Here is a 25,847-nt window from a genome sequence, read left to right as displayed (position 1 = left end):
AGATCGGGCAACCGTCAGAACACGATCGTCCAACCCTCACGCCGCGCCTGGGCCGCGGTATACGTGACACCGTGCACCTTGAGCCCGGCCGGATCGAGCAGGGTGATCGCGCCGCCGCGGTTCCCGAGTTGGAACGTCGGGTTACCGGGCACCACCAGAACGGCACCGGGCGCCACCGTCGTCGCGGGGAGCGGCAGCGCGGTCTTGTTGCGGTCCACGAGCCGCCACCCATCGAGCGCGATCGGTTCGGGGGAGGCGTTGAGCACAGTGACGGTCTCCGCCTCGGGAGCGGGGCCCGGCGGGTTGACCAGCGCCGCGACGATCCGCATCGGCTCCTCGCCGGAGCCCGGCAGGGGCGGCGCGGTGTCGAGGGCGTGGCCGGTGGTGTCGTCGGTGTGCCACACCTGGGACTGGAAGGCCAGGAAGACGGCCACCCAGCGGCCGTCCGGCAGGCGGATGAGCAGGCCGCCGTCCTGCCAGACACCGTCGTCCCTGCGGAACTCCTCACTGTTGCCCTGATTCATGTGCACGTCGTGCACGCCGTTGCCGGGCAGGAAGCCGAACACCTTGTCCGGCTCGGCGGGTTCGGGGCCGAAGCGCTGGCCGAACAGGTACAGCGCGGCCGCCGGGTCGCCGATCGCTCGTTGCACGTAGTGATCGAGCAGGTCGGCCAGATCGTTGTCCGCGCCGGGCAGGTCCGGGGGCAGCGGCCGCGCGGTCGCCGGGTCGAAGAGGTTGGCGCGGATGTAGTCGAGCGCGGCGCCGCCGGGCTGCGACGCGAGCGCGGTCCATCCGCTGCCCGCGGCCGGCAGGGCGTCGGTGATCGGGTGGCGGAAGTCCTCCACCACCACGAACAGCAACTCGGAAGGCGGTTCCTTGGACAGCACGTTGATCGCCGCACGGTACGCGGTGCCGGCGTCGTCGGCCAGATGGATCTGGTAGTGCGGAGTGCCGGCGGCGCCTTCGCGTACACGCGCCACCGCTCGCGCGGCCAGAACTCCGTAGTCCCTCAGCGGCATGGGCATCCCTTCCCACCGGGCCCGGTCCCGCGCCGGGCGGCCCTGGCCATCGTGGAGGGCGAACACGGCGGAATCGGGTGCGACACACCGGGGAGCACGACCGGCATCCGATCGCCCGCCCGAGAACGACGGAGGACGCAGGGCACTCGCGTACCACCGGAGCAACGGCACGGTGGGCCCTCCGAGCGCGTCCATCGGGGTGATGCCGGACCCGAAGAAGCCGATCACGCACGAATTCGTCCGGCCCGTCGTTCATAGTCGAATACATGGAGTCAAACCCGACACCCCCGGAGCGGCTCCCGCCGCCGCCCCCGGGCAGTTCCCGGCGATACGGGCGCTCGCAGGCCCGCAACCTCCGACGGCACGAACGCGGACAGTGGGAACTGCGCGAAGGACTGCGCTCTCGCGTCATCGAACTCGAGGCACTCCTCAAGAGCAAGACCACTCCGGGTCCGCTCACCGCGGGCGATCAGGTCCTGGCCGACCAGGCCCTCGAGTCGCTCGACGAGGCGAAGAGAGCGCTGGGGCACGAACACGGCCGCCCCGCCGCACACATCGCGGTCGCCCAGACGCAACTGGACCTCGCCTACGTGATTCTGCTGCGGCTCCTGACGCTGGAAGACATCACCGCACACCTTCCCGGCATCGTGGCCTTCATCAAGGAGCACCTGCCACTCGGCGACGAACGCCGCGCCCGCGTGGACGAAATGGCGCTCTCCGTTCGCGGGGGCGACACACTGACCGAAAAGCAGCGCGAAGTCCTGATCGATGCCTCGACCGTGGCCCATCAGGTGCATCTGAAGGAGAAGCTCAGGGTCCGCAGTTTCGCGCACATCGTCTTCGGCGTCACCGCGGCGCTCGCGATCATCGCCGCCCTGATCGCCATGGCCGGCGCCGCCTCGCCCGGGACGGTGCCGCTGTGCTTCAACCCCCCGGGCATGGGCATCGTCTGCGCCACCGCCACCGCCGGTACCGGCTCCGCGGCGAACCGCGACCGGATCGCCGGGCAAAGCCTGGACGAGATGTACGCGGACGTCGCCTCCAAGTGGGACTATCCGGTGGTCGAGCTGGTCGGCCTGGTCGCCGCCGCCGTGGCCGCCGCCGCGTCGCTGCGCCGGATCCACGGAACCTCGACGCCGTACAACGTGCCTGTCGCGCTGGCCCTGCTCAAGTTGCCCACCGGCGCGCTCACCGCCCTCCTGGGCCTGTTGCTCATGCGCGGCGACTTCATTCCCGGCCTGAGCGCGCTCGACTCTTCCGCGCAGATCATCGCCTGGGCGGTCATCTTCGGCTACGCGCAGCAGTTGTTCACCCGCTTCGTGGACAGTCAGGCCCAGTTGGTCCTCAACTCCGTCGGCGGCCCGACGACGAACCCCGCCAAGACGACACGCAACCCCTCGGGCCAACCGGGCTGAGCCGGCCGCGCCCCGTCCGAGCCGCCGCCGCGCCCGTCGGGCAGCACGCGTCACGGCCCGGCGCGGCCCAACGCGGGCAGCGCCACCGTCGGGTCGCCCAGCAACACCAGGCTCTGTCGGTCCAGCGCCGAGACGCGCAACCTGGTCAACGTCTCCCGGACCGATGTGTCGCCGCCCGCCAACGCCTCCCGCAGCCGGGCCCACCGGGTGTGCAACTCGCCCACGTCGGAGCGGTATTCGGCCAGGGCCAAGCCCAGCGGCTCGCCCGCGTACAGATGCGTGGACAGGGCCGAGACGAGGCGCCCGCCGAGCCCCTGTCCGGTGTCGTCGACCTGCAGGGTCCAATTGAAGGTGGGCTCGACGTGACCGAGCACGGCCCGCACCGGGTTCTCCCGACCGAGCAGTTCCAGTGCCGCGGGTGCCACCATCGTGCCCAGCCCCGCGACGGCCTCGACCGCGCCGAAGGCGGAACTGCCGACCGGAAGCAGTCCCGCGTAGAAGCTCTCGCCGGCGGCACCGGCGGAGCAGCACGCCTGGGCGTACCAGACGCAACCACCGGGCATCGCGTCGCACAGCGTGCCCAGCGGCACGGTGGTGTGCGTGTCGTCGACCGGAAGTCCGAGCGTGGCCCTCATCTCGGCCGGGTTCCCCAGCGGTCCGGTGCGGCCGTGGCTGGACGTCGCGAGCAGTCCGGGGCTGATCTCGGTCAAGGCGCCCAGCAGCGCCGCGCCGGTGGCCTCGGCCGCCCTGAGATCGCGGAACTGCGCGAGTGGGGGCGGCGTGAGGCGCTCGGCCAGGGGTGCGGCGATCACCGCGCGCATCAGCGCGGTGATGTCCGTGGGACCGTGGTCGACCGTCCAGGTCAGCGCCCGGTCCGTACGGGCCCGCGCGTCGCTCCAGTTCGCCAGCAGCGCGTGCACGTAGCGGGCGAGCGGCTCCCCGGACAGGGGGATGCGCCCGACCAGGTGCCGGGTGCCCAGGGCGTACTGCACGGACCAGGGGATCACCTCGGGGCCGCCGACGATCGACACGTACTTGGGGAGCCTGCCCCGGCCGATCCCGAACTCGGACAACCCGATGGCCGGCTCCTGGGGCGGGCCATCGGCGAAGTACCTGCGCAGGAGGTGATCGGGCAGGTCCGGGCTCCAGCGCAGCACCACGGTGTCCGGCCGTGCCGCCAGCAGTTCGCGTACCGGTGCGGCGGCGTCCTCGCCGGCCGCCTTCGCGGCGTCGGACGGATTCGGATCGGTGCCGTCCGGCAGCAGGACCCCGTAGCCGACGTCGGCCGAACGCCAGTCGCGCGGGTCGGCCGGCGGGCCGAAGGGGAGTACGGCCTGGGAGCGCGGGATCCCGCGTGTGCCGGCACCCCAGCGCGCCGCGTCGTCCATCGTCGTGGCCCGCGCGACCTCGTCCCCGGTCCAGGCGTTGAGCTGTATGTCCGCGGGCAGAGTCATGGACCCTCACCCGCCAATCGGGCCCGCAGGTCGGCGATCAGGGCGTCGACCCGGTCCAGCAGGGTCCGGTCGACGGTGATCGGATCGAGCGTCGCGCGGAACCGCTCGTAGGTGTCGAGCTGCCCCTGCAGATTCGCTGTGTCGGGCAAACCCACGACGGAACTCGACGTGATCCGCAGCGGTTCGTCCTGCACGTAGAGCACGGGATCCGACCACGAGTCGGTCTGCGACGGATCGGCCTGCGCCATCGCCTGGCGCGGCGCGGTGAAGGTCGTGACCCAATCGATCTCGTGCTCTCCGGCGTCCTTGACGGCGATGCGGACGGTGGCGAGCACTTCCGGATACAGCGCGGCGCAGAACCGGTCCGTGTCGTTGAGGTCGATCAGCCTGCGCATGCCCGCGACGGCGGGCAACCCCTGCGAGACGAGTTCGTGGGCGAGTGAGAGCGTGTCCGAGGTCTGTGCCGTCTGGCAGGCACCGAGGACCACCAGCCAGGGTGCGCACGGGTTCAGCGCGACCACCAGATCGGGCAGCTTCAGTTGTACGGAGCCGACGGGTTCGCGCGCGTCGACGTCGGCGGTGTGCGCGAAGGCCAGTGTTCGGACACCGCCGACCGCCCCACCGTGACACAGCAGGTGCACGATGTGCGGCCGGGCCGCGGTGATGCGCTTGGCCAGGTCGGGCGCGTTCGCGGGGATCGTTTCGGCGCTGACGTCGGATCGTCCGGTGGCCGCGACGGCATCGAGTACGGCCTGTTCGGCGCTGATCACGTGCAGCCGCGTGCCGACCGCCCGGGCATCGGGCAACGCGGTGGCGGCCAGCAGTGCCTGGAATTGCGGCATGCCGCTGCGCAGGGCCGCGGACAGCACGGCGACGATGGTCAACGGTGGGGTGAACGTGCGGCGATCGACCGGGCTGCGGATGGCGGCGATGCGGGCGATCGGCCAGCGGGCGTCCAGGGCGATGAATCCCTGGGGGACGGAGCGCAGTTGCTCCCAGGGAAGCTGATCGGCCTGGTTCGAGACCATGTGCAGGTACAGCGGTTCCGGTCCGGCGACCGGCGGCTGGGCGAGCGCGACGTTCAGCCCCAGGCTCACCGCCGGATGCCGGCACAGCCGCTCCAGCAGGGCCTCGCCGCGCGAGGCGATCGTGCCTCCGGGGTCGGTGACGTCGGTGAGTTCGTTGGTGCCCAACCCCGGGATGTTGGCGGGCGCCTCGCGCAATTTGAGCACTGTGCGGTCCCCGAACGGCTCGAAGCCCAGGACGATACGCATCACGACTCCCGCATCCGCCGGTCGACCAGAGCGCGCAGTTCGGCGATGGCCTGCCCCACCCCGAGGTCGTAGGCCTGCTTGGCAGCCGGGGTCTCGCCCGGAACGCCCGCGGTCCGTACCAGCGAGGCCACCTGGTTCTCGATGTAACGCGTGGACGAGGCAACCCACATCGGCACCGACTCGGCGTTCGCGTAGCGCGCGGTGATCTCTTCGCCGCCGGCCACATCGAGGGCGTTCGGCAGGATCTCGCCGCTGGTCGCCGATTCCCCGATCGCCGCTCGCCCACTGAGCCAGGTCTGCCCGGGCCGGTCCGGATCGGGCCAGGGGTCCCGGAGCGCGGCCTGTACGAACTCGGGCTGCAGGTACGCGAACAGCGAGGGGTCGCGCGGGATCGCCACCGAACCCGGGGCGCCGGCGACGAACGCGTGTGCCCGGGCCAACGCGTAGCCGGCGGGATCCAGTGGCAACGCGGTGTAGAACGTCGGCCCGGCACGCCGCAGACCGACGTGGTCGGCCATGATCCGGATGGCCGAGTCGCACGGATTGTCCGGTGGCGATCCGAAGGACAGCACGGACGCGCCGACGCGGTCGGCGAGGCGCCGCACCCGATCCGAGGTCACGTACGCGCGATCGGATCGGTGGGTCGGAGCCGCGGGGTCGGGACTCACCGACAGGACCGGGCGGTTGCCCTCGAAGGCGCCCTCCGTGACGATGTGCAGCGCCCGCACCGCCCGGCCGTCGAGCCCCGCGGTGATCCAGTCGCCCCACAGCAGCGGGCCCGGTGCGGGGCGCGCGTCGGCGTCCTGGCGCCGGCGCGGCGACCCCGACCGGGCCGGCAGTGCGGCGTCGCCGGGGTCGTGCAGATGCACACGCGGTTCGTCCGGACCCTCGTGCGACAGCGCCCGCAGCGCCTGTTCGGCGCCCCGGTCGGTGAACACGTGCACATCCACCTCACCCGCGACGGAGGTGCGCAGGGAGGAGATGAACGACGACAGGTATCCGGCGACCCAGGCCGCGTTCGGCGCCGCGGACACGGCGACGGCCACGGTCCACACCCGACCCGGGTCCGATCCCGGCGGCAGCCGATCGGGAACCCGCAGGAGCGGGCGACCGGTGGCGGGGACCAGTGCGCTCTCCCACGGCACCCCGCCCAGGTGGCCATAGGGCGGGACCAGCCGCAACCACAGCGCGGTATCCCCCGTGAAGTCCGCGATCAGGCAGCTCGTGACGCCTTCGACCAAGTCGCGGGGCACCCGCAGCCCGGTCGGCGGCTCCGTGCCCTCGGCGAGCCCGAAGGCGGCGTAGTCGAATTCGGCCCGCCAGTACGTCGTCGCACCCTTCGCCGGATAACCGACGAGTTCGACCACGGCCACCGGCGACGACCGTGCCAGGTCGAGCCGCACCCGCAGCACCGCCAGGCGCCATCTCTCGATGAGAGCCTCGGCCATCACGACTCCTTCGTCTCGGGCCGCTCGGGCCGCCCGTTCTCGGCCGCCCACGTCCGCCTCCCCGCCCGCGTCGGGCGGCGTATCGGGTCGGCCGGTGCGCCGGCCGGGCCTCAGTCGGGCCGCACGAGTGCGTGCATGGCCCACCACGTCGCGGGGTTGCTGATCTCGCCGTGTCCCGCGACGGCCGGCTTTCCGTCGATCTCGACCCCGCCGTCCACGGCGATCACGCGCAACGCGCCGCCGAGGTCGTAGCGTTCTCGACCGGGTACGGCCGCGGGTCGACGGGCGGAGATCCCCTCCACGCCGGCGGGCCCGAATCCGCCCAGCGCACCGTACAGTTCGGGATCGCCGAACGCGGCGACGCCCGGTTCGCCCAGTTGACTTCCGCGCATCGCGAGGTGGAACACCTTGGTCAGCGGTTCGTCGAACGCGGAGAACGTGGTCAGCAACGGCCTGTCCACCAGATCCAAGACCGCGTGGTAGCCGCCGGGGCGTCCGGTGCCGGCGACGTCCGCCGCGAAACACCAGCGGTTGACGGCGGCCTGCAACAGCAACATCGACCGGGCGGGACGGCTCGGGGCCGCGACCGCGAGCGCGGACAACAACACCTTCGCGCCGAAGGAATGGCCGACCAGATGCAGTCGGACCCCGCTCTCGCGCAGGATGTGCGCCACGAGCGGACCCACCCCGTTGCTTCCCACCTCACCCGCGCGTGCCTTCATCTTCCACACGGTGGCCGCACGCAACAGGTTGCGCGGATCGAATCCCCCACCTGCGGCCAGCAGACCGGAGGACGCACCGCGCGCGACGCCGAAGTCGTCCGGGTCGGCGGGTGCGGCCGCCACTCCGCCGCCGTCCAATGCCGCCCAGACGGTGAGGAATTCCTCGGCGGTGGGCGGCGGCGACCCGTCGTCCGGGTCGGGCCCGGCCCGCAGCGCGCCGAGCACGATCTCCGCCGCCCGCAGCGCGGCATCGGCGTCGATCACCGAGCGGCCGTCCACCAACTCGACGAACTCCGGGTCCGTCTCGGCCCCGAGGGACCCGGTGACCAGGCCGAGCATCTCCTCCACCTGGCGTGCCCGGGGCCCGTCCGGTTCCGGATCGGCCGCGATCTTCGGGCCCGCCTCCCACGGCATGAGGAAACTCGTCGAGGGCCAGACGACGCCGATCAGCAGCGGCTTGTAGTCCGGTGGAACCGGAACCGCGAACTGTTGGCGCTGAGCGATGAAACCGCCGATGAAACCGCGATATCGATCCAGGGCCTGCGCGAAGACGTTGTTCCAGCCGTGGGAGAACAGGAAGACGTCGCCGACCCCGGCGAGCCGGTCCTTGATCTCCTGCTCGGCGAGGGGACTGCGCAGCCCACCGTCCTGGTCGTAGCGGAGCAGATACAGGTCCGCTGTCGAGCCCCCGTCGAGTGGGAACTGCTGAAAAGGACCAGACATCGTCCGGCTCCAGATCCGTGCGGGTGCGACGATCCTGATTCCATGGTTCACCTCCCCGCAGGCCGGGGCAAACGGGGCAGGGCCTCGATGCCCGGGGGTGCGGGACGGCCGGTCGGCGGTTCGCAAGGGCCGGTCAGCGGGGATGTTCCGGCAGGCCCAGCGCGTCGTGCAGGTGTGAGCCGAGTTGGGTCCGCGAACGGACGGCGAACTTGCGGTAGATCCGGGTCAGCGACGCCTCGACCGTCTTGACGCTGAGGAACAGGGCCGCCGCCGCCTCTCGATTGCTCGCCCCCTCCGCGACGAGCCGCGCCACCCGTTCCTCGGTCTCGGTCAGCGTCGCGAACGCCCGGGCGGCATCGGGTCGCGGCCGGCCGTCCGGCGGCCCGCCCGGCGCGGACTGCCGGGTGAGCGTACGACTCGCCTGCTCCATCCACGGCCGCGCGCCGCACCGGGTGAACACCGCCAGCGCCTGCGCCCCCGCGGCACGCGCGGCGGCGTGCCGGCGGCGGCTGCGCTCGATCCGGCCCAGGACCAACAGACAGTGGCCGAACTCCAGCGGTTGGCGCAGGGCCTCGAAGATCCGTGTCGCGTGGTCGAGCAGCTCCACGGCCCGGCCGGCCTCGCCCCGAGCGGCGCACAGCACCGCCTCCGCACGGTCGAGTTGTGCGCTGGTGCCCCGACCGCGGTCGGCGGGATCCAGCGCCTCCCGGGCCGACCGGATCACGTGCTCCGCCTCGTCGAGTCGGCCGGCCAGGGCCAGTGCGCAGGCCAGGTCCCCGTGCCGGCGCAACACCGACGGCGGGGACACCCACCCACCCCGCGCGGGGTCGGCGATCCGCCGCAACGCCTCGATGCCTCCGCAGACGTCCCCCGCGCGCAACCGGGCCTGCCCGAGCGCGTGCAGATGGCGCTCCAGGAAGATCGAGTCGCCCTCCTGCTCCGACGCGCGCACACCGCGTTCCGCGTAGGCCGCGGCCCGTGCCACGCTGCCGCCGGCGAGTTCGGCGATCGCGCCGTTGTACCAACCCGGCCCCGGGCTCAGGCCGGAGTCCTCGGCGATCCGCATCGCCCGGTCCGCGAAGTGCAGTGCGTCCGCGCACCGGCCCAGGCGGGCGGACACCTCGGAGAGCGAACGCAGTACCGCGACGATCTCCTCGCCGGTGCCGCCCTCGGTTCGGGCGAGCATCGCGAGCAGATCGTGTCGGGCGTCGTCGAGCCGGTCGTCGAAGACCGCGAATCGCGCGGCCACGAAGCGCGGCGTCAGGTGCAACAGACCGTCGGGTTCGGGCTCCGCCGGCGTCGGTGCCCGATCCATGTGGAGCCGGTGATCGGGGCGTCCGGTGATCCGCGCGGTCATCGCCGTCACGGCCAGCGCCATCGACTCGGTGGCCCGGTCGCCGGCCGTTCGGGCCGACCCGATCGCCGCCTCCGCGTGGTGGGCGCTGCCTTCGTGGTCGCCCGCGACCATCGCCGCCCACGAGCGCCGCAGTCGCAACGGTCCGATCAGGGCCGGGTCCTCGCCCGCGTCGAGCAGGGCCGCGGCGAACAACTCGTCCATCTCGGAGAGCCCTTGGCCGGCAAGGTCGATCAACGCCATGCGCACCCGCACCCGTTGCGCGGGCAGCGCGTCGGCGGCCAGCACCGCGTCCGCCGCCCGGTGCACGACCTCCGACAGCCCGGCGGTCGCACCGACCTCCGCCGCGGCGACCAGCCGATCCAGTCGCCGACCGTCGAACTCCGCAGGGGTGCGCTCCGCGGCCAGCAGGTACAACTCGGCCGCGAGCCGCCGGGAACCGCGGCGGCGGCGGGCCTCCCCGGCGGCGGTCGCCAGCTTCCGGGCGAGTTCCGCGTTCGGGTCGGCGCAGGCGAGCGCCCGATGGCGGATGCGTGCGGCCGCGTCGGTCACCACCGCGGCCAGGGCCAGATGCAGCCTCGCGCGATGATCGGCGCGCGCGGATTCGGCGAGTACGCCGGCCACGGCCGGCGGGGTGAATCTGATCCGCCCACCCTCGCCGACCACGAGCCCGGTGGCGGCGGCGAGCCGGATGTCGTACTCGGCGTCCGCGCGCCCCGCGCGCAACAGCAGTTCGACGGTCGGGCGGGTGGTCAGCGCCGCGACGAGCAACGTCTCGCGGGTCTGCGGGGACAGGCGACCCACACGCTCGCCGATCAGCGCGCGCACCCGCTGCGGCAGCGGCGCCGGCCGGCCGTGGCGCGGGGCCCGATCCGACGGTTCGCCCGCCAGGGCCAGGGCCAGGTACGGATTGCCGCCGGAGTCCGCGTGCAGCTTGTTCGCCATGCGAGCGGGTACGCCGTGCCGGTCGAAGAGTTCGACCAGGTCCTCCGGTGGCAGCGGGGGTACGGCGACCTCGACGGCGAGCGGCGCGGTCAGCCAGGGCAGGTCCTCGCCGCGCTCGGTCGTACCGCGTTCGGGCCACCCGCCGGCGACCAGCGCCCGGACGTCGGGGCCGGCCAGGTGGTGCAGCGCGTGTGCCAGGACGTCGGCCGAGGCGGCATCGAGCCAGTGCGCGTCGTCGACCACCACCAGGGTCGGGAAGAGCGCGGAACAACGTTCGAGCAACTCCCGCCAGGCCCGCCCACACAGGTCGTGGAACCGCGTTCCGGACAGGTGGCCGCCCCACGGCGGGCGGCCCGGGGCGAACGCCTCGATACACATCCGGCTGTGCCCGCCCGCGAGCAGGTCGCCGACCACGGAGCGCTGCGCCGGCGCCAGTGCGGCCGGGAGTTCGGGCGGAACACGGTGCAGCAGGGCGGTCAGCCCGGAGTAGGGGACCCGCCGACCGATCTCGGTGCCGCTCGTGCGCAGGACGTTCTCGCCGCGGGCGGTGGCCGACCCGCAGAGGGCGCCCACCACGGTGGTCTTGCCGATGCCGCTCGATCCGGTCAGCACCACGCTGGCACCGGCCGCGATCCGTGACTCGACGGAGGCGAGCAGCGCCGCCCGACCCACCAGGGGTGCCGACGGCGGATCGCGGGTTTCGGCGGGGCCGGCGACCCGGTCGGCCATCGTCTGCTCCCGGCGGATGGGGGAATTTCCGACTGAACCCTAGCCATCGGGTATGTCCGGCATCAACCCCTGTCGACGGGTGTGGGCCGTGCCGCCGCCGAACGCGCCGGCCGCCCGCCGCGACGCGAGCGGCTCGGCCCGACCCGGTGTGGAACCGGGTCGGGCCGAGCCGAGGTGAGCGGAACACCCACCGGGACACTCGCTCAGAAGGTGACCTTCCAGGAGTCGATCTTGCCGGTGTCCGCGGCGGCGACGTCCTGTACCTTCAACCGCCAGGTGCCGTTGGCGACCTCACCGGATACGTCGACGGTGTAGGTGGTGACGACGTTGTCCGCGGAGTCGTTGCTCGCGGCGTCCTTGAGTCGGTAGACGGAGTTGTCCGGTGCGACGAGGTCGATGGTCACATCGCCGCGCCAGGTGTGCTTGATGTCGACGCCGACCTTGAGGCCGGCGGGCGCGTTGCCCGGTACACCGGTGACGGCGATGTCGCTGAAGACGGCGGCGCCGTTGTCGGGGATGGCCACGTCGGTGGTGTTCTCGAACGTCTTGCCGCCCGGATCCCCGCCGCAGGTCTTGCCGATGGCACGCGGGGGACAGTCCGCGTAGTCCAGCAGATGCAGGACGGCGGCCTTGTTCCGGGACGTTTCGCGATCGATGACCTCGTCGGGCGGATAGAAGCCACCGTTGCCCGACTCCGGGTACATCTCGAACGTGTACGCGTAGACGCGCTGATCGCCCCACAGCCAGTCGTCGATCGAGCCGTCGGTGATGTAGAGATCGGACGACTGCTCGGGGGTGTAACCATTGGTCGCCGCCATGGCCCGGCCGAGCGTGGCGAACGTGTTGTACTCGTCGGCGGTCATCCCGGGCACGACGTCGTTGTACGTCCAACCGAACGGCCACAGCACCAGTTCGCTGTAGGTGTGGAAGTCGATCGCGGCGGTCAGCTGCTGCTTTCCGCCGACGATTCGGCCGCGCACCCAGTCGGTCACGGCCCTGACCTCGGGCGCGGATTCGGCCTGCGGGCCGCGGTACGTCTCGCTGCCGGTGCTGCCCGAGGAGCCTCCGCAACAGCCCCACTTGTAGGACCAGTTGCGGTTGAGGTCGGTACCGACGTTGCTCGAACCGGAGTTGGGCTGCCGGTTCTTGCGCCAACTGCGATACGAACCGGTGGCGATGTCGAACTCGCCTCCGTCCGGGTTGACGTCGGGCATGATCCAGATCTCGCGACTGTCGACCAGCGCCTTGATCCGAGGGTCGGTGGCATAGCCGTCACCGAGCAACTTGACGAGATAGAGAGCCATCTCGACGGTCAGGTGCTCCCGGGCGTGTTGGTGGTGCGTGAACAACACTTCCGGTTCGTTCTCGTCGAGCGTCACGTTGTCCGAGATCTTCAGCACGTACAGGTCACGGCCCTCGTGCGAGCGCCCGATCACCTGTTTGCTGATCAGCGTCGGGTGGTTGGCGACGGCCTTGTCGATCTCGGCGCCCATCTCCGCGTAGTTGTGGTAGCCGGAGTCCGAGGGCGGGAAATCCCGGTTGATCCGGTTCTCGGGGGCGGTGGGCGGAGCCTCGGCGTTGACGGTGAAGCCGAGCGCCTTGATCCGCCGGACCTCCTCCGGGGTCGCGGTGATCAACAGGCGGCCGTCCTCCACACCGTCGACGGCGGCGCCCGTCGCCGCGATGGCGCTGCGCTGTTGGGCGGTTCGCACGCCGACGACGCTGTACTCGGCGGACGTCGTGGCATCGGCGGACGACGGCGCCTTCTCCCCGACGGCTGGGCCGGGGTTGACCGCGACCATCGCGAGAGCGACGGTGAAGGCGGCAGTCAGGGCGGACAGGCGTTTGCGTTTCACACGTGTACCTCCTCGTGGCGGCATCGGAGTTCTCCGATGCCGGAGGGATTGCGTCGTGTGTCGACGGACACCGCCGGGGAGGCCGACGACATGCCGCTGGGGCCGCGCATGTGGTGAGGGACAGCGGCCATCGAGCGAACGGGCGCGCCGGACGTGCGATTGCGCACGCCGAAGGCGATTCGGTACGGGGGACGTGATAGGCACTGGAAGTCGAGGGAGCGCTACCAAAGGGTAACCATCCGACCCCGGAGCGCGAATCGGGGAAAACCCTTGTCGTCCCGCCGAACCGGAGCAGGGTTCCGGGGGACGCACGACATCCCGGCGCCGGGCGACCGGCGCCGGGGAGCGGCGAACGGCCCGCACGGCGTGTTTCGTTCGGCCGTGCGGGCCGTCCGGTTCGGGCTCGGATCACCAGTGTTCCTTCGGGTTCCAGATCAGCGGCGGGGTGTTGGTGAGGACCCGCCGGATGATTGCCATCATGGTTTTCACCTCCTTTCGGGTGCGTGCGATCGGGTGAGCGGTTCGGTGGTGCGGCTCAGGGTGAACGCACACGGCGCGGCCGCGTTGGTCACGACCGGACGGGTGTGCCCGCCGAGGACGGTCAGCCGGGCGTCCGCGGCCAGGGCGGCGACGGTGTCGGTGGTCATGGTCTGGGCGACGGCCGCGCCGGCGCAGATGAACGGGCCCGCGCTGAAGGGTAGATAGGGACCGCGTTTGTCCGGGTGGGCCCAGCGTTCGGGGTCGAACGCGTCGGGCCTGCTCCAGTGCCGTTCGTCGTGGTGCAGGAGGTAGGGACTGACCGACAGGATCGTGCCGGGACGCAACGCCACACCGCCGCATTCGATCGGGTGCGGGACGGGGCGGCCGACCATCCAGACGAACGGGCGATGCCGTGCGCTCTCCCGCACGATCCAGTCCGTGGGCCACGGCCAGGGTGCTCCCGGCGGGTGGTGCAGACCGGCCAGCAGTACGGTCCAGGCCACGGCGTAGCCGACGTTCCCCACGATCGAGCGGAACAACAGCACGTACAGTTCGGCCACGACCTCGTCGGTCGTCTCCCGGGGGCAGGCATCGAGGACGGCGTCGAGCAGGTCGCGCGGGCCGCCGGGGTCGACGCCTTGTCCCCGGCGCCGGCCGATGTGCCGGATCAGCGCGGTGAAGAGCCTGGACCGCAGGATCTCCGCGCGTGCCCGCTCCCGCATCAGGGGCGAGCGGATCAGCAGGCCGCCGCCCACGGATCGGGCGAGCAGGGACCGCAGTTCCGGTGCCGCGGCGGGGTGCAACAGCAGATCGGCCAGGCACTCGTACACCAGTGCGGTGCCGGTTTCGGGCCAGCGCCCGGCCGCGGGCAGTCGGGGCACCGCTGCGGCGAGGTTCTCGCGGTACTCGGGTAATCGTGCCCGGATGATGTTCCGCACCGCGTGACCGACGGCGATCTGAGCCGATCGTGAGGGCAACAGGTCACCGTAGAAGGTGGACAGACCCGCGTTGAACCCCGGATCGCGCAACACCGCGAGCGCCAGTTCCGTCTCGCCCGCGCACCAACCGCCCCAGGGGAGGCGGAAGACGTCCGTGGATCGACGGCGCGACAGATCCTCGAGAAAACCCAACGGATCCCGATGGAACCGACGCAGATCTCCCCTGGCCATCGAGCGGTCTCCCCCTGACACCGGTCGGGTGCGGGAGCACGTGCCCCACACGGAACACGGACAGCGACCTCAGGTCAGTATCGTGTGACCGCAATGCCCGTGCAAGGCATCGGCAGGGCCAATCACCGGGCGGGCCTGACGAGTTCCCGGTCCGGACTGCCCGGGCCGTCCGCTACATCAAGTGGGCCCGGCAGGCCAGTTGCACCGCCAGGCGCTGTTGGGGGTCCTCCAGGTCCGCGCCGATCAGCTCGCCCACCTTGTGGACGCGCTTGGTGACCGCGTTGCGGTGCAGGTGGAGTTCCTCGGCCGCCCGGGCCGGCGAGCCCTGGTGGTCGAGGTACGCCTGTAGTGTGCGCAGCAGCGGGACCGCGCGCTGTGGGCCCAACGCCAGTACCGGAGCCAGGAGTTCGCGCACGGCCTCGCGGGCGGCATCGGAGGAGTACCAGTCCAGGAGCATACGGTCCAGGCCCGCCGCGTCGTGTGCCGCGACCGGGCCGAGGCCGCCGCCCGAGCGCGACAGGGCGGTCTGCGCCTCGCGTGCGGACGTGCGCAGCCCGAGTACACCGCGATGTGCCGTGCCCACGCCGCAGCGCAGATCCGCATCGGGGCTGCGCTCGCGCAGCGCGGCCAGGAGCCGACCGGCGTCGGCCAGGGCCGCGCGCATGCCGTCGCGGCCCGGGTCGGTGGATTGCGAGCGGGTCAGGATCAGCGCCTCGTCGACGCGCGCGGCGTTCCAGGCGACGGCTACGGCGGAGCGCAGCAGGCGCAGCGCGAGCGGCCCGGCGGTTTCCAGGAGGCGGTAGCGGTCCGTGCCGGCCAAGGCGACCGGCTCCACCCGCAGGACCAGATGCCAGTTGTCCACGGGCAGCCCCAGGGCCCGGCCGCGGCTGCCCAGGCGCAGCGCCTGGGCCTCCGGTACGGCCAACAGCTCGGCCAGCAACTGGCCGCGCGAGCGCACCGGGACGTCGTCGGCCGGTCCCGCCGCCGCGGCCAGGGCGCCGAGGGCGAGCACCGCCCGCACGGCCTGGCCGCTCGGCCCCGGCCGGTCCGAAGCGCTGAGCCAGGTGTCGCCGTCGGGCCCGCGCGCGGACGCGCCCGCCTCGCCCGGCTCCGGCGCGCGCAACTCGACGGGGACACCCAGGACACGGGACGCGGCCCGGGCCACACGTTCGGGGTCACCAGCGACGGGCGGTACCTCGCGGGCCGCGGCCTCCACCCGGGCGAGGGCATCGGCCGCTCCGCCGCGGACCGCCCGGTCGACGGCCAGGATCAGGGCGGCGAGGTCGCCGTCGGTGTGCAGGATCGCCACCCTGCCCCGATCGGCCAGGTCGAGAGCGGTGGCCGGGACGGGCGCGTCCGGCGTGATCGCGGTCAGTACCAGGCCCGCCGCACCGGTCGCCGCGAGATCGCGCACCGCCACGTCGAGCCGGTAACCACTCAGCGGGGTCGCCAGCACGACCAGGCATCCGGCGGGCGCATGCGCCAGGCGGTCCGCGCGCGTCTCCAGCCGCACGCCGGTCAACGGGACGGCATCCGTCGGCCCGGCCACGACGACGAGCCCGTCGATGTCCGGGGCGGTGAGCAGCTCGGCGAGTAGGGTCACGCCGCCAAGTGTGCCGGCCGCACATGTTCGACTCGATCGGGTGCGTGTGGCACACGTCCGATACGCCGGCTGTTCGTACCTTTGACCCATGGAACTCGACGCCGGACTGCTTCCGGACTTCGCACGCGGCTGCGCCGTCCTGGGTTCGGGCGGCGGCGGGGCCACGTCGGTCACCCTCGCGGGCGCCCGACAGGCGATCCTCGAACACGGGCCGGTACGCGTCCTGGACCCCCGGGACCTGCCCGCGGACGCGGCCGTGATGACGGTCGGCATCGTCGGCTCCTCCCCGGTGATGGCCGAGCGCGTCGGCGGTGTCGCCGAGGCGCGCCGGATGCGGGACCGGGTCGAGAAGGTCCGGGGCCGGCCGCCGCTCGCACTGCTGTCGAGCGAGATCGGCGGATCCAACGGCTGCGTGGCCATCACCTGGGCCGCGCGCCTGGGCCTGCCGCTGCTGGACGCGGACAGCATGGGCCGGGCCTTCCCCCGGATGGACCAGAACGTGCTCGAACTCGCCGGCATCCGGGCCACCCCCGCCGTGCTCGCCGACGAACGCGGCCGCACCGTGGTGGTCGACCATGCCGACGGGCCCTGGCTGGAACGCCTGGTCCGGGCCGCCCTGGACGCCTTCGGCGGCCAGGCCGCCTGCTCGGACTACCCGGTGACGGCCGAGCAGGTCGCGCGCCACGCCGTGCCCGGCTCGATCGGCCGGGCCCTCGCCGTGGGTTCGGCGCCGGCCGCCGGTGTTCCCGAGGACCCTTCGCCGGTGGCCCGCCGTGTCGTCACCGGCAAGATCGGCGCGATCGAGCGGGTCTCGGATGCGACCACCGGAATCCTGGTCGAGGGCCTGGGCCCGGACGTCGGCCGACTGTTGCGGGTCGAGGCGCAGTCGGAGTATCTGGCCGTCCTGGAGAACGGCCGGCCCGTCGTGCTGACGCCGGACATCATCGCGCTGGTGGAGACCAGGACCGGCGAGGCGCTACCGGTCGAGGCGCTGCGCTATGGGCTCCGGGTGTCGGTCCTCGCGCTGGACGTGCCCCGGTCTGGCACACCGAGCCGGGCCTTCGGCTCGGTGGCCCGGCGGCCTTCGGCCTGGACCTGCCCGACCGTGCGGAGGCCGGGCGATGACCGGCGCGCGCACGATCGGCGTGGACGTGGGCCCCACCAACACCGACGGCGCCCTGTTGGTGGACGACGCTCCGGCGGCGACGGTCAAGGTGCCCTCGGCCGCGGATCCGGTGGACAGCGTCCGCTTTGCCGTGGCCGCCCTCCTGCGCGAGGCACCGCGCGCACCGCGGGTGACCCACGTGGCCATCGGCCTGCGCAGCGCCGCGCACGCGGTCACCCGGCGCGAGGGCCTGACCCGGGTCGGCGTGTTGCGGATCGGCGGGCCCGTCTCGGACGCGGTGCCGCCGCTGGCCCACTGGCCCGCCGACCTGCGTACGGCCGTGCACGCCGGCAGTGCGATGGTCGAGGGCGGTGCGGGCCTGACCCCCGCCGATGCCACCGCGCTCGATGGGGACGCGGTGGCCCGCTTCGCGGCCGGCCTGGCCGGTCGTTGTGACGCGTTCGCGGTCACCGGGGTGTTCTCGCCGATCGACGACACCCAGGAGCAGCAGGCCGCCGAGATCATCCGCCGCGAGGTGGGCGCCGACGCCTTCGTGGGCCTGTCCGCCGGGTCGGGTGGGTTGGGCCTGATCGAGCGGGAGAACAGCATCGTCCTGGACGCCGCGCTCTCCCGACACACCCGGGTCCTCGCCGACGCGTTGACCGCCGCACTCGGTGCGCTGGGCCTGTCGTCCACGACGGTCCTGGTCGCCCGCGGCGACGGCACGCTGACCTCGCTGGAGTATCTGCGGCTGCATCCGAGCCTGGCCCTGGGCAGCGGCCCGGCCGGCACGCTGCGCGGCGCCGGGGTGTTGACCGGCCTGACCGACGCGGTGGTCGCCGACGTCGGGGCGCGGCGGATCAGGGTGGGCCTGTTGGCCGGCGGCTTCCCGCAGGAGAGCCGGCCCGGGCTGGTCATCGGCGGCGTGCCGGTGAGCTTCCCGATGCCCGACCTGATTCGCGTCCCGGCCGACGATGCCGACGCGTTCGAGGAGGCGGTGGACCGGATGCAGCCCGGCGCGGCCCGCCTGCCGCTGGTCGTGGTGGGCGGCGGCTCGGCGGCGCTCGCCGCGACACGGGCGCCGGCCGCACACGTGCTGCTGCCCGAACACGGCCTGGTGGCCGGGGCGTTCGGCGCCGCGCTCAGTCCGGTCGGCGGCGCCCACGAGCGGCTGATGCGGGCCGGCGATGCGGCCGGGACGCACGCGGTGGACGAGGTACGCGAGGGTGCGCGCCGCAGTGCGGTGCGCGCGGGAGCCGATCCGCGCCGGATCGTCGTGCTCCCGGTCGAGCGGGTACCCGTGCCCTACCTTCCCGGGCCCGCGTTCAGCCTGCGCGCCCGCGCGGTGGGACCCCCCTCGCCGCTGTGACCGCTCCTCGAAACGTATCCGCGGAGCACCACCCGTCCCGGTGAACCGCGGCCCATCCACACCCCGCGGCACCACACCATGCCTCGCCCTGCCCGACGTCCCCTTCCGGCCCCGGGAATTCGAGCCGGCCTCCAGGAATCCGAGGAAAGCGCATGACCACCGACAGTAGAATGCCCGCAGCCGGGTCCCCCTCTCCCGAGTCGGCCGCCGACCCGACGAGCCCCGACCCGACGAGCCCCGACCCGGTGGCACCCGCATCGGTGGCACACGAGTCGTCGGCACCCGGCGCGTCGGGCATCGACGAGGACTACCCGCTCGAACGGGTGCCGCAGTCCGCGCGCTACTCCTGGTTCAACGTCGCCATCCAGCGCTTCGGCCAACTCTCCGACCTGACCCAATTCCTGCTCGGCGCGACCCTGGGCGCCGGACTGAGCTTCTGGGGCGCGTTCTGGGCGTTCACGCTCGGCTCGGTGATCCTGGAGGTGGTGTGCGTCTTCGTCGGCATCGCCGGCATGCGGGAAGGATTGACCACCTCCGTACTCGCCCGCTGGACCGGTTTCGGCCGCTACGGATCCACCCTGATCGGCCTGGTGATCGCGGTCAGTCTGTTCGGCTGGTTCGGCGTGCAGACCGCGGTGTTCGCCGCCGGGCTGCACTCGCTGGCGTCGGGCGTGCCGCTGTGGGGCTGGTGTCTGATCACCGGCCTGGGCGTCACCGCCCTGGTCCTGCGCGGGTTCCGCGCGATGGGCTGGACGGCCTTCGTCACCGTGCCCGCGTTCCTGGGGCTGGCCGGCTGGGCGATGACCGTGGAGATCTCCCGGCACAGCATGGGTGACCTGGTCGCCTCGCCGCCCTTCGGCGAGCACATATCGATCGCGACGGGCGCGACGATCGTGGCCGGCTCGTACATCGTCGGCGCGGTCACCACACCGGACATGACCCGGTTCAACCGCTCCACGGCAGACGTGGTCAAGCAGACCCTGGTCGGCATTTCGCTGGGCGAGTACGTACTGGGCCTGGCCGGCGTGTTGTTGGCGTACGCGGTCAAGTCGTCCGACGTGATCGCCATCATCACCGCCTCCTCCGGCGTGGCGGGCGTGCTGATCCTGGTGTCGGCCACCGTGAAGATCAACAACTGGAACCTGTACTCGGCCGCGCTCGGCCTGATCAGCGCCGTCGAGTCGACGATCGGCGTACGGATGAACCGCACCGCCGTGACGATCGTGATCGGCGTGCTCGGCAGCCTGGCGGCGGCCGCCGGCATCCTCGACCGGTTCACCGACTTCCTGACCGTGCTCGGCGTGGTGACGCCGCCGATCGCCGGAATCATGGTCGCCGAGTACTTCGTGACCAAGCGCTGGCGCCCGCAACTGGACGCCTCCCGCGCGATCGGCCGACTCCCGGAGACCGAACCCTCGTGGGTGCCCGCCACGATCGTGCTGTGGAGCGCGGCCTCGGTGTTCGGCTGGTTGTGCGACCACTACCAGTGGGCCGGCGTGCCGGCGCTGAACTCGCTGCTGCTCGCCGGGCTCGGATACATCGTGGCCGGCCGGCTGAACCTCGTGCACGGCCACCGCGAACTCCCGGTCGAGCAACCGGCCCACCCGGCGGCTGCTCGCGAGATCGCCGCCGCGAAGGCCGCGTCCGGCACCGTCTGAACACCCCTACCCCGCCCGCTGCGGCAATTCGGCAAGAGGAACCATCACATGCGCATCGGAATCGACGTCGGAGGCACCAACACCGACGCCGCCCTGCTCGGCGAGGACAACCGCGTCCTCGCCGGCACCAAGTCACCCACCACCGCCGACGTCACCTCCGGAGTCGCCGCCGCCGTCGCCGCGCTGCTCGCCGCGCCCGGCGCCGACGGCCGGCCCACCGATCCGGCCGCGGTGGACGCGGTGATGATCGGCACCACACACTTCCTGAACGCGCTCATCGAGGGCGAACGACTCGCCGAGGTCGCGGCGGTGCGCCTGGGCCTGCCCGCGACCGAGGCGCTGCCGCCGATGGTCGACTGGCCCGAGCGGCTGCGAGCCGTGGTCGGCGGTGGTACCTACCTGTGCCACGGCGGGCGCGAGTTCGACGGCCGGATGATCTCGCCGCTGGACCCCGAGGAACTGCGCCGGGTCGCGGCCGACATCGCGGCCCGGGGGCTGCGTTCGATCGCGATCAGCTCGGTGTTCTCGCCGGCCGCCGCCGAGGACGAGGTACGCGCGGCGCAGATCCTGACCGCCGAACTCGGCGACGTACACGTGTCCCTCTCGCACGAGATCGGCCGGGTCGGCCTGTTGGCACGCGAGAACGCCACCATCGTCAACGCGTCGCTGCGCGACCTGGCCGAGCACATCGTGGACGCGTTCGGCGCGGCGCTGGCCGGCGCCGGGATCACCGCGCCGTTCTTCATATCGCAAAACGACGGCACGCTGATGGACATCGCACACGCGCGCCGCTACCCGGTCGCCACGTTCGCCTCCGGGCCGACCAACTCGATGCGCGGCGCGGCCTTCCTGTCCGGGCTCACCGACTGTGCGGTGGTGGACGTGGGCGGGACCACGGCCGACGTGGGCATCCTGGTCGCCGGGTTCCCGCGCGAGGCGGCCGGCGAGTCGGAGGCGGCCGGGGTACGCACCAACTTCCGCATCCCGGACGTGCTCTCGCTCGGCATCGGCGGCGGCTCGCTGGTCGCGGCGGACGGCGAGGTCGGGCCGCGCAGTGTGGGCTACCGGCTCACCGAACGGGCCCTGGTCTTCGGCGGCGACACACTGACCGCCACCGACCTGGCCGTGGCCGCCGGCGCGGCCGATATCGGCGACGCGGGCGCGGTGGCCGGCGTGGACCGCGCCTTCGCCGAGCGTGCCCTCGCCCGGATCGCCGAGCGATTGGCCGAGACGGTGGACCGCATGCGCACCTCGGCCGCGCCGCTGCCCGTGGTCGCCGTCGGCGGCGGCAGCGTCCTGGTCACGGGTGGCCTGCCCGGCTTCCCCGACGTGCGCAGGCCGGCCCACTTCGACGTGGCCAACGCGGTCGGCGCGGCCATCGCGCAGGTCGGCGGCGAGGTCGACCGGGTCTTCAAGGTCCCCGACGGCCGACGCGACCACGTGCTCGCCACGGCCCGCGCCGAGGCGGTGCGGCGCGCCGAGGAGTCCGGTGCGCGGGTGGGTACGGTCCGCGTCGTCGACGTGGAGGAGGTGCCGCTGGCGTACCTGCCGGGTGGCGCGACCCGCGTCCGGATCAAGGCCGTCGGCGATCTCGACCTGGACCGACTCGGCTCGCCGACCCCCGTGTACGACGCGAAGAACGGAATCCCCACCCATGCGTGAGATCGGCATCGAGCAGTTGGCGGACATCGCGCGCGGCGCGGGCATCCTGGGCACCGGCGGCGGTGGCGACCCGTATGTCGGCATGCTGCTGGCCCGCGAGGCGGTGCGGCGACACGGCCCGGTCACCGTGGTCGACATCGACGAGGTGCCGGCCGACGCGACGGTGGTACCCATCTCGTCGATGGGCGCGCCCACCGTGCTGCTGGAGAAACTCCCCTCCGGCCGGGAGGAGATCAACGCGTTGCGCGCCCTGGAAGCGGTCCTCGGCCGCCGAGCCACCCACCTGGTGCCGATCGAGATAGGTGGTGTGAACTCGATGATCCCGCTGGCCGCGGCGGCGCACGCCGGGCTGCCGATCGTGGACGGCGACGCGATGGGTCGAGCGTTCCCCGAGGCGCAGATGGTGCTGCCCGGCCTGATCGGGGTGGCCAACTCGCCGATGGCGCTGGCCGACGACAAGGGCAACACGATCGTGGTCCAGGCGGTGGACAATACCGAGGCCGAGCGGATCGCCCGCGCCGTGTGCGTCGAGCGCGGCTGCCAGATCTCGTGCGCGGACACCGTCCTGCGCGGCGACCAACTCCGCGACGGTCTGGTCCCGGCCACCCTGACCCTGGCCGAGAACCTCGGCCGCGCGGTCCGCGAGGCCCGCGCCGAACACCGCGACCCGGTCGCGGCGGCCCGCGAACTGCTGGGCGGCGTGCACCTTTCGGTCGGCAAGGTGGTCGACGTCGAACGCCGCACCGAGGGTGGCTTCGCCCGCGGCCGGGCCCGGTTGGAGGGAGCCGGCACGGTCCTCGAACTGGACTTCCAGAACGAACACCTGCTTGCCCGCCGCGACGGCCGGGTGGTCGCCACGACTCCGGATCTGATCTGCGTCCTGGACACCGAGACGGGCGAGCCGGTCACCACCGAATCGCTGCGCTACGGACTGCGCGTCACCGTCCTGGCCGCCCCGTGCGACCCCCGCTGGTCGACCCCGGCCGGCCTGGCGCTGACCGGCCCGCGCTACTTCGGCTACGACCTGGACCACCACCCACTGACCGACTGAACCCCCGGGCGCCTCACCGACAGCCGCCGGCGAGGCGCCCGAAGGGGGTCCGGGCCTGTTCTCGCCGTCGACTGCCGGGGTGGCGTCGATCGCTTCGTCGGTACCGGGCTACAGCGGGCCGATCGGCAGGACGGTTCCCTTGCCCTCCTGGGTGGGAAGGGCAAGGATCGGCCGATGGGACGTGTCTACGACGATGCGCGGTTGGCCGGCGTCTACCAGGCGGGCAACGAGATGCCGGAGGCATCGCTTCGGGCCTGGGTCGAGTTGATCGGTTCGTTCGTGCCGCAACCGCATCCGACCGTGCTGGAGGTCGGCGCCGGCACCGGGATGTTCTGTGCCGCGATGGCCCGATGGTGTCACGCGTCGCTGGTGGTGGGTATCGATCCCTCGGTGGCGATGTTGGCCCAGGCGCGCCGATCCAACGGCCACGACGCCGTCCGGTACGTCGGTGGCGCCGCGGAGGCCGTTCCCACGCGTGGGAGCTTGTTCGATCTGGCGTTGTTGTCGCGCGTGATCCACCATTTACCCGATCGGCGTTCGTGCGCAGGGGAGTTGGCCCGAGTTCTTCGCCCGGGCGGGGTCGTGGTGATCCGCACGACCTTTCGTGAGCGGCTGGATGCCCTGGTCTACGACTATTGGCCGCGATTGCGGGAGGTCGACGCCAAGCGGTTCCCGGGACGCTCGCAGGTTCTGGCCGACTTCACCGCATCCGGTTTCTCGGTGGTGGAGGTCGTCTCCTTCGCCCAGCCGGTCACCGCGAGTCTGAGCGAGTTCCACAGTCGAATGTCGACCCGGCCGATCTCGAAGTTCACCCACCTGTCCGATGCCGAGTTCGAGGCCGGCCTGGGTCGCTTGGAGGTCGAGGCCGCGGCCGAGCCGCTTGCCCGGCCGCGCCCGGTCCTCGAACGCTATGACGTCGTGGCCATGCGACTCGCCTGAGCACGCGTCCATGTGCAGGCCGTAGCCGTCCTCGAGGGTGGCCAGGTTCGCGGCCACGTCCCGGATCGGCTCGGTGAACCGGAAGTGGCCCTGGGCCCGCCCGATTTCCAGGATCGAGCCGTACATGGCCACCTGACGGTCGTACAGGCTCTGTGCCGGCGTGGCGTATTCGCTCTCGTCCCGGGCAGCCGCGCTGAACTCGTAGAGCACTACGGCGAGTTCGTCATCCGGCCCGGCCGGCAGACCGCGCCGCGCGCAGGCCACGAGCTTGTCCCGGGTGTCGGGGAGCCCTGCCCGACCCCGTCCGCGACGCCACCGAGTAGCCGAGGCGGCCGCGGACCGCTTCGAGCCGAAGCGCTTTCGCAACGCCCGGCCGTCCCGACACCGGGGCGGCCGGGCCGCGGGGTCCGGGTTCAGCCGGCCAGTGTGCCCATCCACTCCTCGATGGCGTCCGGCGTGCGGGGCAGCGCCGCCGACATGAGGCGGGCGCCGTCCTCGGTGATCACCAGGTCGTCCTCGACCCTGATGCCGATTCCGCGCAGTTCCACGGGCAGGGTCTCGTCGTCGGGCTGGAGGTACAGGCCCGGTTCGACGGTGAGCACGTGGCCGGGCTCCAGGACGCCGTCCAGGTACGCCTCCGCCCGCGCCTTGGCGCAGTCGTGCAGGTCCATGCCGAGCATGTGGCCGCTGCTGCAGAGCGTGTAGCGCCGGTACAGGCCGCTGTCCGGACGCAGCGCCTCCTCGGGAGTGACCCGCAGGACGCCCCAGGCGTGCAGGCCCTCGGCGATCACGCGCATCGCGGCGTTGTGGAAGTCGCGGAAACGCGCGCCGGGGCGCAGGGCGTCGATGCCGGCCTGCTGCGCGGCCAACACCAGCTCGTACGCCTCGCGCTGCGCCGGGGTGAAGCGGCCGGAGAGCGGCAGGGTGCGGGTGATGTCGGCGGTGTACAGGCTGTCCATTTCGACGCCGGCGTCGAACAACAGCAGTTGCGTCGGATCCAACGGGCCGTCGTTGCGGATCCAGTGCAGCACGCAGGCGTGCGCACCGGCCGCGGCGATGGTGTCGTAGCCGGTGCCGTTGCCCTCGATCCGGGCGCGCATGTCGAACACGCCCTCCAGCCAACGTTCGCCGCGCGGGTGCCGCAGCGCCCGGGGCAGTGCGCGCACCACGTCGGCGAATCCGGTGGCGGTGTGGTCGACGGCCAGTTGCAGCTGCTCGACCTCCCACGGGTCCTTGACCAGGCGCATCTCGGACAGGTGCGCGGCCAGTTCGGCGCTGCGTCCGGCGTCGGTGGGGGCGGCCAGTCGGTCCACGTCCGGGTCGACGCCGCAGAGCAGGCGGGTGGGGACGGCGGGGCCGGTGAGCCGGGCGGGCAGGGTGTCCAGGTGGGCGCATTCGACGCCGAGCAGAGTCGTCGATTCGTCCAGGGTCGGCCGACGCCCGGTCCAGAACTCGCCGTGGCGCCGGTCGCGGTAGAACTCGCCGGTGTCGCGCGGCGAACGCGGACGCAGGTACAGGACGGCCTCGTGCGCGTCGCCGACCGGTTCCAGGACCAGCACGCCGTCGGGCGTGTGGTCGCCGGTCAGGTACGTGTACGCGGTGTGCGGCCGGAATCGGTAGTCGACGCTGTTGCTGCGCACCTTGAGCGTGCCGGCGGGCACGACCAACCGCTCGCCCGGATAGCGCGCGGACAGTCGCTCGCGGCGCTTCGCCGCCCACGGGGCGACCGGCTCGGGGCCGAGGTCGGGCAGCGGACTGGGCGCCCAGGCGGTGGCCATGAAGGCGTCGAGCACGGGGGATACGGGCATGTCGTGGGTGCCGGTGTTGAGTGCCGCGGCGGGATCTTGCCGGGTCATGGATTCCCTGTCCTTC

The 25,847-nt window shown here is 72.5% G+C and carries 16 protein-coding genes and 1 pseudogene; 7 read left to right on the top strand and 10 right to left on the bottom strand.

The window, feature by feature from the left end; genetic code table 11:
- Nucleotides 1-14 precede the first annotated feature (14 nt).
- Nucleotides 15-1,019, bottom strand: coding sequence for a DUF2278 family protein (locus tag A3IC_RS0100710; RefSeq protein WP_026217726.1), 1,005 nt, complete (start codon nt 1,017-1,019; stop codon nt 15-17).
- A gap of 266 nt (nt 1,020-1,285) precedes the next feature.
- Here A3IC_RS0100710 and A3IC_RS51785 point away from each other — a divergent pair, with 266 nt between their 5' ends.
- The gene (locus tag A3IC_RS51785; protein WP_020548136.1) at nt 1,286-2,434 is read left to right on the top strand and encodes a hypothetical protein; all 1,149 of its coding nucleotides are present in this window, start codon (nt 1,286-1,288) and stop codon (nt 2,432-2,434) included.
- 50 nt (nt 2,435-2,484) lie between these two features.
- Here A3IC_RS51785 and A3IC_RS0100700 read toward each other — a convergent pair whose 3' ends face one another.
- From A3IC_RS0100700 to A3IC_RS0100660, 8 genes are all read right to left on the bottom strand, one after another.
- Nucleotides 2,485-3,888 (bottom strand): hypothetical protein, encoded by a 1,404-nt coding sequence (locus A3IC_RS0100700; protein WP_020548135.1) that lies wholly within the window; start codon nt 3,886-3,888, stop codon nt 2,485-2,487.
- Nucleotides 3,885-5,162, bottom strand: a complete 1,278-nt coding sequence (locus A3IC_RS0100695) for a CHAT domain-containing protein (RefSeq protein ID WP_020548134.1) — start codon at nt 5,160-5,162, stop codon at nt 3,885-3,887. Before A3IC_RS0100695 ends, A3IC_RS0100700 begins: the two co-directional genes overlap by 4 nt.
- The gene (locus A3IC_RS0100690) at nt 5,162-6,610 is read right to left on the bottom strand and encodes a hypothetical protein (protein WP_020548133.1); all 1,449 of its coding nucleotides are present in this window, start codon (nt 6,608-6,610) and stop codon (nt 5,162-5,164) included. Before A3IC_RS0100690 ends, A3IC_RS0100695 begins: the two co-directional genes overlap by 1 nt.
- Nucleotides 6,611-6,720: 110 nt before the next feature.
- Nucleotides 6,721-8,055 carry an alpha/beta hydrolase gene (locus A3IC_RS0100685; RefSeq protein WP_040875932.1) on the bottom strand — a complete coding sequence of 445 codons (1,335 nt, stop codon included), beginning with the start codon at nt 8,053-8,055 and terminating at the stop codon, nt 6,721-6,723.
- A gap of 133 nt (nt 8,056-8,188) precedes the next feature.
- Nucleotides 8,189-11,083 carry a helix-turn-helix transcriptional regulator gene (locus A3IC_RS51780; RefSeq protein ID WP_020548131.1) on the bottom strand — a complete coding sequence of 965 codons (2,895 nt, stop codon included), beginning with the start codon at nt 11,081-11,083 and terminating at the stop codon, nt 8,189-8,191.
- Nucleotides 11,084-11,286: 203 nt separating this feature from the next.
- The gene (locus A3IC_RS51775; RefSeq protein ID WP_020548130.1) at nt 11,287-12,939 is read right to left on the bottom strand and encodes a M14 family metallopeptidase; all 1,653 of its coding nucleotides are present in this window, start codon (nt 12,937-12,939) and stop codon (nt 11,287-11,289) included.
- Nucleotides 12,940-13,424: 485 nt separating this feature from the next.
- A complete protein-coding gene (locus tag A3IC_RS51770) occupies nt 13,425-14,588 on the bottom strand; it encodes a cytochrome P450 (RefSeq protein WP_052173155.1) in 1,164 nt (387 codons plus the stop codon).
- Nucleotides 14,589-14,760: 172 nt separating this feature from the next.
- Nucleotides 14,761-16,191 (bottom strand): PucR family transcriptional regulator, encoded by a 1,431-nt coding sequence (locus A3IC_RS0100660; protein ID WP_020548127.1) that lies wholly within the window; start codon nt 16,189-16,191, stop codon nt 14,761-14,763.
- A gap of 88 nt (nt 16,192-16,279) precedes the next feature.
- On the opposite strand from A3IC_RS0100660, the pseudogene A3IC_RS73320 reads away from it, so the two are divergent.
- The 6 genes and pseudogenes from A3IC_RS73320 to A3IC_RS61600 all read left to right on the top strand — a co-directional run.
- Nucleotides 16,280-17,218, top strand: a pseudogene (locus tag A3IC_RS73320) (DUF917 domain-containing protein); the annotation flags it as partial.
- A 94-nt stretch (nt 17,219-17,312) separates the two neighbouring features.
- Nucleotides 17,313-18,665: a hydantoinase/oxoprolinase N-terminal domain-containing protein gene (locus A3IC_RS0100650; RefSeq protein ID WP_063744781.1), complete on the top strand. Its 1,353-nt coding sequence runs from the start codon at nt 17,313-17,315 to the stop codon at nt 18,663-18,665.
- Between the two features lie 152 nt (nt 18,666-18,817).
- Nucleotides 18,818-20,323 (top strand): purine-cytosine permease family protein, encoded by a 1,506-nt coding sequence (locus tag A3IC_RS0100645; RefSeq protein WP_245599108.1) that lies wholly within the window; start codon nt 18,818-18,820, stop codon nt 20,321-20,323.
- A gap of 48 nt (nt 20,324-20,371) precedes the next feature.
- The gene (locus A3IC_RS0100640) at nt 20,372-21,985 is read left to right on the top strand and encodes a hydantoinase/oxoprolinase N-terminal domain-containing protein (protein WP_020548124.1); all 1,614 of its coding nucleotides are present in this window, start codon (nt 20,372-20,374) and stop codon (nt 21,983-21,985) included.
- On the top strand, nt 21,978-23,036 hold the full coding sequence (locus tag A3IC_RS0100635) for an S-methyl thiohydantoin desulfurase family protein (protein WP_020548123.1): 1,059 nt from the start codon (nt 21,978-21,980) through the stop codon (nt 23,034-23,036). The genes A3IC_RS0100640 and A3IC_RS0100635 overlap by 8 nt, the downstream gene beginning before the upstream one ends.
- A gap of 174 nt (nt 23,037-23,210) precedes the next feature.
- Nucleotides 23,211-23,975: a class I SAM-dependent methyltransferase gene (locus tag A3IC_RS61600; RefSeq protein ID WP_020548122.1), complete on the top strand. Its 765-nt coding sequence runs from the start codon at nt 23,211-23,213 to the stop codon at nt 23,973-23,975.
- Nucleotides 23,976-24,388: 413 nt separating this feature from the next.
- Here A3IC_RS61600 and A3IC_RS0100625 read toward each other — a convergent pair whose 3' ends face one another.
- The gene (locus A3IC_RS0100625) at nt 24,389-25,831 is read right to left on the bottom strand and encodes an aminopeptidase P family protein (protein WP_020548121.1); all 1,443 of its coding nucleotides are present in this window, start codon (nt 25,829-25,831) and stop codon (nt 24,389-24,391) included.
- Between the last annotated feature and the right edge of the window lie 16 nt (nt 25,832-25,847).

It is taken from the genome of Embleya scabrispora DSM 41855 (assembly GCF_000372745.1).
GTDB classification, from domain to species: domain Bacteria; phylum Actinomycetota; class Actinomycetes; order Streptomycetales; family Streptomycetaceae; genus Embleya; species Embleya scabrispora.
Note: the sequence above shows the minus strand (reverse complement) of the source record. Positions and strands in the feature narration are given on the sequence as shown.